7 protein-coding genes are annotated in these 9,795 nt (G+C 65.6%); 4 read left to right on the top strand and 3 right to left on the bottom strand.

The features are described 5' to 3' along the window. Window positions 1–11 precede the first annotated feature (11 nt). The 3 genes from MY55_RS21785 to MY55_RS21795 all read right to left on the bottom strand — a co-directional run bounded on the left by MY55_RS21785 (window position 12) and on the right by MY55_RS21795 (window position 2,398). The gene (locus MY55_RS21785) at window positions 12–767 is read right to left on the bottom strand and encodes an ABC transporter permease (protein WP_043580917.1); all 756 of its coding nucleotides are present in this window, start codon (window positions 765–767) and stop codon (window positions 12–14) included. Next, window positions 764–1,666, bottom strand: coding sequence for an ABC transporter ATP-binding protein (locus MY55_RS21790; RefSeq protein WP_043580963.1), 903 nt, complete (start codon window positions 1,664–1,666; stop codon window positions 764–766). Before MY55_RS21790 ends, MY55_RS21785 begins: the two co-directional genes overlap by 4 nt. A gap of 90 nt (window positions 1,667–1,756) precedes the next feature. Beyond that, window positions 1,757–2,398: a TetR family transcriptional regulator gene (locus tag MY55_RS21795; RefSeq protein ID WP_043580916.1), complete on the bottom strand. Its 642-nt coding sequence runs from the start codon at window positions 2,396–2,398 to the stop codon at window positions 1,757–1,759. A gap of 219 nt (window positions 2,399–2,617) precedes the next feature. Here MY55_RS21795 and MY55_RS21800 point away from each other — a divergent pair, with 219 nt between their 5' ends. From MY55_RS21800 to MY55_RS21815, 4 genes are all read left to right on the top strand, one after another. Then, window positions 2,618–3,799, top strand: coding sequence for an efflux RND transporter periplasmic adaptor subunit (locus tag MY55_RS21800; RefSeq protein WP_043580914.1), 1,182 nt, complete (start codon window positions 2,618–2,620; stop codon window positions 3,797–3,799). Between the two features lie 20 nt (window positions 3,800–3,819). Then, window positions 3,820–6,948, top strand: coding sequence for an efflux RND transporter permease subunit (locus MY55_RS21805; RefSeq protein ID WP_065203042.1), 3,129 nt, complete (start codon window positions 3,820–3,822; stop codon window positions 6,946–6,948). After that, entirely contained in the window at window positions 6,941–8,344 is a 1,404-nt protein-coding gene (locus MY55_RS21810; RefSeq protein WP_047244501.1) for an efflux transporter outer membrane subunit, read from the top strand. The genes MY55_RS21805 and MY55_RS21810 overlap by 8 nt, the downstream gene beginning before the upstream one ends. A gap of 239 nt (window positions 8,345–8,583) precedes the next feature. Next, window positions 8,584–9,738 (top strand): branched-chain amino acid ABC transporter substrate-binding protein, encoded by a 1,155-nt coding sequence (locus MY55_RS21815; protein WP_047238941.1) that lies wholly within the window; start codon window positions 8,584–8,586, stop codon window positions 9,736–9,738. The last annotated feature ends 57 nt before the right edge of the window (window positions 9,739–9,795 follow it).

The following is a 9,795-nucleotide window of genomic DNA, read 5'->3' on the forward strand; positions in this document are numbered from 1 at the left end:
GCGAATAATGTTCAGTGGCGCAGCTTGTAGCCGGAGTGGATCAGCCATAGGGCCAAAGACACCAGCGCGGCGAAGCTGCCGCCCACCACGCCGGCGGACAGCCAGGGGCTGACGTCGGCCTGGCCGAAAAAGCCGTAGCGGAAGCCGTCTATCATGTAGAACACCGGGTTGGCGTGCGACACGGCGTACCAGAACGACGGCAGGCTGTTGATGGAATAGAACACGCCGGACAGGAAAGTCAGCGGCATGATCAGGAAATTCTGGAAGGCGGCCAGCTGGTCGAATTTCTCCGCCCAGATGCCGGCGATCACGCCCAGCGTGCCCAGCACGCCGCAGCCCAGCACCGCGAACAGCACCGCCCACAGCGGCTGGGCCGGCAACGGCAGGCCGAACCAGGCGGTGACCAGCAGCACGCCGGCGCCCACCGCCAGGCCGCGCACCACCGAGGCCAGCAGGTAGGCAAGGAAGAACTCCGGCGCGGTCAGCGGCGGCAGCATCAGGAACACGATGTTGCCGGTGATCTTGGACTGGATCAGGCTGGAGGAGCTGTTGGCGAAGGCGTTCTGCGCCATCGACATCATCGCCAGGCCGGGAATCAGAAAAGCGGTGTAGCCGACGCCGGGATAGGCCTCGACGTGCTTGGACAGCACGTGGGCGAAGATCAGCTGGTACATCAGCGCGGTCAGCACCGGGGCGGCCACGGTCTGGAACGATACCTTCCAGAAACGCACCAGCTCCTTCTTGAACAGGGTGAGAAAACCTATCATGCCGCGCTCCCGTTCATCATCTTGACGAACACGCTTTCCAGGTCCGCCTCCACCACGTTCAATTCGCGCACGTCGACGCCGGCCTGGCGCAAGGTGGCCAGCACCGTTTCCAGTTCGGCCAGCTCGGCCAGTTGCAGCACCACCCGGCCATCCTCGTCGCGCAGCTTGCGCGGCAGCAGGCTGTCGGGCAGCGCGCCGGACAGCTTCACCGCCACTTCGCGGCGCGCGCTGTGGGCCAGCAGCTTGTCCTTGCTTTCCAGCGCCAGCAGCTTGCCCTTCTTCAGCATGGCGATGCGCGAGCACAGCGTTTCGGCTTCTTCCAGGTAATGGGTGGTCAGCACGATGGCGTGGCCGGCGCGGTTCAGCTCCTGCACGAACACCCACAGGCTCTGGCGCAGCTCGACGTCGACGCCGGCGGTGGGTTCGTCCAGCACGATCACCGGCGGACGGTGCACCAGCGCCTGCGCCACCATCACGCGGCGCTTCATGCCGCCGGACAGCGCGCGCATATTGCTGTCGGCCTTGTCGGCCAGGCCCAGTTTGAACAGCAGCTCGTCGATCCAGGCGTCGTTGCGGGACAGGCCGAAGTAGCCCGATTGGAAGCGCAGCGTTTCGCGCACCGACAGGAAGGGGTCGAACACCAGCTCCTGCGGCACCACGCCCAGGGCGCGCCGCGCTTGCTTGAAATCGCGCACCACGTCGTGGCCCATCACCCGGATGCGGCCGCTGTCGGGGCGCGCCAAGCCGGCCAGCGCCGAGATCAGCGTGGTCTTGCCGGCGCCGTTGGGGCCGAGCAGCGCGAAGAATTCGCCGGGCTCGACGGTGAAGCTCACCTTATCCAGCGCCTGCAGCTGGCCGTAGCGTTTGCTGACGGCCTCGATTTCGATTGCGTGGGACATGAAAACCATGGCGCCACCAAGGCGATGCCAGACCAAGACGGCTGCGCTAGTGGCTTGAGAAAAAAGCGCAATTATAGCGCCGCCGCGCGCTCAGGTGGTAAGTTGTTCCATGATTTCAGGCGTGAAGATGCCGCGGTACAAATATTGCAACAAGCGGCTGGCCGCCAGCATGGCGTCCGGCCCCGGCTGCTCTATCACCAGCTTGTGCATCAGGCCGTCGTGCAGCGCCTGCACCACCGTCGCCGCCTCTTCCGGCTCGACGCAGGCATACGCCTGCCCCCTGTCCTTGGCCACCTGCACCACATGGCTCAGCAAGCCGCGCGCCTCGTGCATGTGCGCCACGCACTCCTCGTGGATAGGCTCTAGCTCGCCGACGTGCTCGCTGCGCAAAAACAGGATCAGCAGGATGCGCCGCACCTGAGGATTATGCTCGATCAGCGCCAGCAGGCGGTGGCTGTGCTCCCACAGCGCCCGCGCCGGATCGGTGTCGGCGGTTCGCAACAGTTGCTCGCGCATATCGTCGAAAGACGGCGAAACCCGGTCCAGCATCGCGCGGTACAGGTCCAGCTTGTTCTGGAAATGCCAGTACACCGCGCCGCGGGTCAGACCCGCCGCGGTGGCGATTTCCGCCAGCGAGGTGCGCGACACGCCCTGCTCGCTGAACAGCCGCTCGGCGGCATCCAGCAGCAGCTGGCGGGTCTGCTCGGCCTCTTCACGTGTTTTCCGTGCCATCCATCATTCTTCGCTCTTAGTACTAGTATGAATTTTAACGGTTCTTTGTTGCCCAAACCGCTGCGTTTTTACATATCCGAGACATTATAGCATTTTACATACAGACGCGTATGTATGTAAAATACCGAAGCTTCAGGTTATGACAATCCAGACTGACCATCCCCTGAAGCCCTATCCATTTGATTACCTTCCCGATTTTGCTTTCGAGGATTCGATACCATGCAAGGAACTGCAACTCTCCCGCGCGCCGCGCGCGGCCTGCTGTTGGGCGCGCTGGCAGCCAGCCTGGCCGCCTGCGGACAAAAGCCCGACGCCAAGGCCGGCGCCATGCCGCCGGTGCCGGTGGCCGTGATCAAGGTCGAACCGGCCGACGTGCCGGTATCGTATGAATTCGTCGGCCAGGCGGCCGGCTCGCGCGAAGTCGAGGTGCGCGCCCGCGTCGGCGGCATCCTGCAAAAACGCGCTTACGCCGAAGGCAAACCGGTGAAGGCCGGCGACCTGCTGTTCCAGATCGATCCGGAGCCGTTCAAGGCGGCGCTGGACCAGGCCAAGGGCAATCTGCAGGTGCAGCAGGCGCAATTGCTGCGCACCAAGCAGGACTACGACCGGGTAATGCCGCTGTTCAAGGAAAACGCCGTCAGCCAGAAAGACCGCGACGACGCGGTGGCCGCCTTCAACGCCGCCAAGGCGCAAGTGGCCTCCGCCCAGGCGCAACTGGAGCAGGCGCAGATCAATCTGGGCTACACCCGCGTCACCGCACCGATTTCCGGCATCACCAGCCAGGAAGCCCGCTCCGAGGGCAGCCTGGTGGCCACCAGCGCCGACGCCAGCCTCTTGACCAAGATCTCGCAGCTGGACCCGATCTACGTCAACTTCAGCATGTCCGACGGCGACATGCTGGCGCTGCGCAAGATGCAGCACGCCGGCAAGCTGAAGCTGGCCAATGGCGGCGGCTTCGAAGTGCAGCTGAAGCTGCCGGACGGCAGCGTCTACGGCAAGACCGGCCACCTGAACTTCACCGACAGCCTGGTCGACACCAATACCGGCACCATCCGTTCGCGCGCCAGCTTCGCCAATCCGCAAGGCGGCATCCTGCCCGGCCAGTTCGTCCGCGTGCAGCTGAACGGCGCGGTGCGCACCGCCGCCATCACCGTGCCGCAGCGGGCGGTGCTGACCACCCAGCAAGGCAAGATGGTGTGGGTGGTGGGGCCGGAAGGCAAGGCGCAGCCGCGCCCGATCACGGTATCGCAGGAAGTCGGCCTGAGCGTGCTGGTCGAGCAGGGCCTGAAGGCCGGCGACCAGGTGGTAGTCGACAACATCATCAAGCTGCGCCCGGGCGCCGACGTGAAACCGCATCCGTTCCAGGCGGACGCCAGCGCGCCCGCGGCAGCGGCCCAGTAATCGCAGGGGGAATCTGATTTATGTTTTCCGCTTTCTTCATCCGGCGACCCATCTTCGCCAGCGTGATCTCGATCGTGATCATGCTGGCGGGCCTGGCCGCCATCAAGGCGCTGCCCATCCAGCAGTACCCTGAAATCGTGCCGCCGGTGGTGAACGTCACCGCCAGCTATCCGGGCGCTTCCGCCGAAGTGATCGCCAACACCGTGGCCGCGCCGCTGGAACAGGCGATCAACGGCGTGGACGACATGCTCTACGTGCAGTCCAACAGCGCCAGCAACGGCACGCTGTCGCTGACCGTGTCGTTCAAGATCGGCACCAACCCCGACCAGGCGACCATCAACGTCAACAACCGCGTGCAGTCGGTGCTGTCGCAGCTGCCGGAGGAGGTGCGCCGCCAGGGCGTCAACGTCCGCAAGAAATCGGCCACCATCTTGCAGGTGGTGTCGCTGTTCTCGCCCGACAACAGCCATGACACGCTGTTCATCAGCAACTACGCGCTGCTCAACGTGGTGGACGAGCTGAAGCGGGTGCAGGGCGTGGGCGATGTGGTCAACTTCGCCGGCCAGGACTACTCGATGCGGATTTGGCTGAAGCCGGACAAGCTGGCGCAGCTGAAGCTGACCCCCAGCGACGTGGCCGCCGCCATCCGCGAGCAGAACTCGCAGTTCGCCGCCGGCAAGCTGGGCGCCGAACCGACGCCGCAGAAGCTGGACTTCACCTACACGGTGACCACCAAGGGCCGCCTGTCCGAGCCGGAAGAGTTCGAAAACATCATCGTGCGCGCCAATCCGGACGGCTCCGCGGTGAAGCTGAAGGATGTGGCCCGCGTCGAGCTGGGCGCGCTGTCCTATGACTTCCACGGCAAGCACAACGGCAAGGCCACCATCCCGATCGGCATCTTCCTGGCGCCGGGCGCCAACCAGCTGGCCACCGCGCAGGCGGTGGAAACCGAAATGCTGCGCCTGTCCAAGAGCTTCCCGACCGGCCTGTCCTACGGCATCCCGTACGACACCACCAAGTTCGTCGAAGTATCGATCGAAGAGGTGTACAAGACGCTGGCCGAAGCCATGGTGCTGGTATTCCTGGTGGTGTTCCTGTTCCTGCAGAACTGGCGCGCCACGCTGATTCCCTGCCTGGCGGTGCCGGTGTCCATCGTCGGCGCCTTCGCCGGCATGTACGCGTTCGGCTTCACCATCAACACGCTGACGCTGTTCGGCCTGGTGCTGGCCATCGGCATCGTGGTGGACGACGCCATCGTGGTGCTGGAAAACGTCGAGCGCCTGATGACGCAGGAAGGCTTGTCGCCGCGCGAGGCCAGCCTGAAAGCGATGCAGGAAGTGTCCGGCGCGCTGGTGGCCATCGTGCTGGTGCTGTGCTCGGTATTCATCCCGGTGGCCTTCCTGGGCGGCATCGCCGGCCAGATGTACAAGCAGTTCGCCATGACCATCGCGGTATCGGTGGTGATTTCCGGCATCGTCGCGCTGACGCTGACTCCGGCGCTGTGCGCGCTGATCCTGAAGGCCGAGCACCAGCACCCGAACCGCTTCTTCACCTGGTTCAACAATTGGTTCGACCGCCTGACCAGCCGCTACACCAACGGCGTGGCCTTCATCAACAAGCGCGCCATGCTGGCGGTGCTGCTGTTCGGCGGCCTGATCGCCGCCTCCGCCGGCCTGTTCCGCATCATTCCGTCCAGCCTGGCGCCGGACGAGGACCAGGGCTACATCCTGGCCGCAGCCTTCCTGCCTGACGGCGCGTCGCTGACCCGCACCGCCGCCAGCATGGACAAGCTGGATGCCATGATGGCCAAGAACCCGGCGGTGCAGGACCGGATGACTTTCGCCGGCTTCGACATCCTGTCCGGCGGCAACAAGACCAACGCCGGCGTGTCCTTCATCGTGCTCAAGCCCTGGGATCAACGCAAAGATCCGCAGCTGTCGGCGCAAGCCGTGGTCAAGGACGTGTTCGGCAAGGGCATGATGGGCATCAGCGACGGCATCGTGCTGGCCTTCAACCCGCCGCCGATCTCCGGCATGTCCAACACCGGCGGCTTCGAAGCCTATGTGCAGGACCGCGCCGGCGGCACCCCGACCGCGCTGGGCGAAGTCACCAAGAAAATGGTGGCCGCCGCCGCCAAACGGCCGGAACTGAAGGGCGTGCAAACCACCTTCTCCGCCAGCGTGCCGCAAGTCTTCGTCCAACTGGACCGCGACAAGGCCAAGGCGCTGGGCGTGCCGATCAACAGCGTGTTCGACACCATGCAGAGCACCTTCGGCGCGCTGTACGTGAACGACTTCAACAAGTTCGGCCGCACCTTCCGCGTGCAGCTGCAGTCGGAGGCGCCGTTCCGCACCAAGGTGGACGACCTGCGCAACGTCTACGTGCGCTCGCAGACCGGCCAGATGATCCCGCTGACCGCGCTGGTGAACATCCAGCAAACCACCGGCCCGGAAACGCTGGAACGCTTCAACGTGTTCCCGGCGGCGAAGCTGGTGGGCGGCCCGGCGCCGGGCTACAGCTCGGGCCAGGCGCTGACCGCGCTGGAGGAAGTCGCCAAGGAAACGCTGCCCGCGGGCTATAGCCTGGCCTGGACCGGCTCGGCCTTCCAGGAAAAGTCCACCAGCGGCTCGTCCGCCCTGGTGTTCGGCTTCGGCATGATCATGGTGTTCCTGATCCTGGCGGCGCAGTACGAGCGCTGGAGCCTGCCGATCTCGGTGCTGATGGCGGTGCCGTTCGCGGTGTTCGGCGCGCTGATGGCCAACTGGCTGCGCGGCCTGGCCAACGACGTGTACTTCCAGGTGGCGCTGGTGACGCTGATCGGCCTGTCGGCCAAGAACGCCATCCTGATCGTGGAGTTCGCGGTGCAGAAGATGGAAGAAGGCATGGAGGCGATGGAAGCGGCCCGGCTGCGCTTCCGTCCCATCGTGATGACCTCGCTCGCCTTCGTGCTGGGTTGCGTGCCGCTGGCCATTTCCAGCGGCGCCGGCTCCGCCAGCCGCCACTCGATCGGCACCGGCGTGATCGGCGGCATGCTGGCCGCCACCTTCATCGCCACCTTCTTCATCCCGCTGTTCTTCATCCTGATCATGAAGTTCGGCAAGAAAAAACCTCAACCGGCGGTTGAGGCAGGAGAGAACTCAGATGCTTAAGCGCGCCCTGATTCCCGTCGCCGTCGCGCTGGCCGTATCCGCCTGCGCGGTCGGTCCCGACTACAGCCGGCCCAAGGTCGAGCTGCCCGCGGCCCAGGCCGGCGCCCAAGCGCCGGCGCTGGACGCCGACTGGTGGCAGCGTTTCGACGACCCGGCGCTGAACCAGCTGATCGAGGAGGCCGTGAAGAGCAACCTCGACCTGCAGGCCGCCGCCGCCCGCGTCGAACAGGCCGCCGCCCAGGCCGGCATCGCCCGCGCGGCGCTGCTGCCCTCGCTCGGCGCCAATGCCGGCTACCAGAGCGGCCGCACCTCGGCCCTCACCACCAGCCCCGGCACCCCGCTGGTCAACGACGTGCGCGCGGCCAACCTGACCGCCGCCTGGGAACTGGACCTGTGGGGCAAGCTGCGCCGCAGCAACGAAGCGGCGCGCGCCGGCTACATCGCCAGCCGCTACGACCGCGACGCCGCCCAGCTGGCGCTGACGGCCCAGGTAGCGCAAACCTACTTCCAGCTGCGGGCGCTGGACGCCCAGCTGGACATCGCCAAACGCACGCTGCAAAGCCGCGAGGAATCGCTGAAACTGCAGACCAAGCGCTTTCACGGAGGCCTGATTTCCGAGCTGGACCAGCGCCAGGCCGAAGCGGAAGCCGCCGCGGCGCGCGCCTCGGTGCCGCAGATCGCCCGCTCGCTGGAACAGACCGAAACCGCGCTGGGCGTGCTGCTGGGCCACAGCCCCAAACAGCTGGCCAGCGGCGATCTCACGCGCGGCAAGGACATCAACAGCCTGGCCAGCCCGCCCGACGTGCCGGCCGACCTGCCGGCCAGCCTGCTGGAGCGCCGCCCCGACGTCGCCTCCAGCGAGCAGCAGCTGATCGCCGCCAACGCCCGCATCGGCGTGGCCAAGGCCGCCTACTTCCCCAGCATCAACCTGACCGGGGCGTTGGGCTCGCAAAGCCTGTCGCTGGACGGCCTGTTCACCGGCCCGGCCCGCACCTGGGGCTTCGCCGCCAACCTGGCCGCGCCGATCTTCAACTTCGGCGCCACCGGCTATGGCGTGGATGCCGCCAGCGCCGGGCAGAAGCAGGCGCTGGCGCAGTACCAGAAGTCGGTGCAGTCGGCGTTCAAGGACGCGCTGGACTCGCTGGCCGCCAACAGCGCCGCGCGCGACATCGTGCAGGCGCAAACCACCCAGCTCGCCGCGCTCAACCGCACGCTGAAACTGGCCGGCCTGCGCTACGACAACGGCTACTCCAGCTATCTGGACGTGCTGGACGCGCAGCGCAACAGCTTCCAAGCCGAGCTGAACCTGGTCAGCGCCAAGCTGGACCGCCTCAATACCACGATAGGCGTGTACAAGGCGCTGGGCGGCGGCTGGCAAGCGCCCAAACCGCAATAAGCCTCGCCCGCGCCATCCAAGCCCGCCCTCTCCGGCGGGCTTTTTTCATGCCGGCGCGCGCGTTACGAAATCGTCGAATCCGCGCGTCTGCGCGCATTCCACGACGTGGGCGGCCGCATTCGCGGCAGATGCTGCCGCCGCGCCGATTGACAAACCCATGGCCAATCGACACAGTAAGCTCACGCCATAGCATTGGCGACACTATCAAAATAAACAAAGAGAACATCAGGAGATTCATCATGCAAACCCGACACAGCCTGCTGCTGTGCGCGCTGGTAGCCGGCGTCGCCGCCTGCAACAAGCCTGCCGGCCAGACTTCATCCAACGACAAGGCCGCCGAAGACAAGATCGTCGTCAAGATCGGCACCGCCAATCCGCTGACCGGCCCGTTCGCCCACTGGGGCCGCGACGCCGACGACGGCGTCAAGCTGGCGGTACAGGAAGCCAATGCCGAAAAACTGGTGCTGGACGGCAAGCCGGCCAGCTTCGAAGTGGTGTCGGAAGACGACCAGGCCGATCCCAAGGTAGCCACCCAAGTCGCGCAGCGGATGGTGGACGCCAAGGTGGCCGGCATCGTCGGCCACCTGACTTCCGGCGCGGCCATCCCCGCGTCCCGCATTTACTCCGACGCCGGCATCCCGATGATTTCCGGCTCGGTCACCAGCCCGTCCTTCACCCAGCAAGGCTATCGCAACACCTTCCGCCTGATCGCCAACGACCAGCAGCAAGGCGAAGCGCTGGCCAAGTACGCGGTGGGCAAGCTGGGCGCCAAGCGCGTGGCGGTGATCGATGACCGCACCACCTACGGCCAGGGCCTGGCGGACGACTTCGCCAAAGCGGTGGAACAGGCCGGCGGCAAAGTGGTGAAGCGCGAGTTCACCACCAATAGCGCCACCGACTTCATGGCGGTGCTCACCTCGATCAAGGGAGAAAAGCCCGATCTGCTGTTCTACGGCGGCATGGATGCCCAGGCCGGCCCGATGGTCAAGCAGATGGGCAAGCTCGGCATCAAGGCGGCCTTCATGGGCGCCGACGGCGTCAACACGCCGGAATTCGCCAAACTGGGCGGCGGCAGCGCCGAAGGCGCCTATGCCTCCAGCGCCGGACTGCCCAAGGAAAAACTGCCCGGCTACGCCGACTTCAACCAGAAGTTCAAGCAGCAATTCCAGACCGAAATCCAGGCCTACGCGCCGTACAACTACGATGCCGCCAAGGTGCTAATCGCGGCGATGAAGCGCGCCGGCTCCGCCGATCCGGCCAAATACCTGCCGGAAGTCGCCAAGACCGATTACCAGGGCGTCACCGGCCCGGTGAAGTTCGACGCCAAGGGCGACATCCAGCAGGCGACGGTATCGCTGTATCAACTGAAGCAAGGCAAGTGGGTAGGCTTGTAAGCATCTCAGGCCTCCGCCCAACAAAAACCCCGCCAGGCAACTGGCGGGGTTTTTCAT

It is taken from the genome of Chromobacterium subtsugae (genome assembly GCF_001676875.1).
Lineage (GTDB): Bacteria > Pseudomonadota > Gammaproteobacteria > Burkholderiales > Chromobacteriaceae > Chromobacterium > Chromobacterium subtsugae.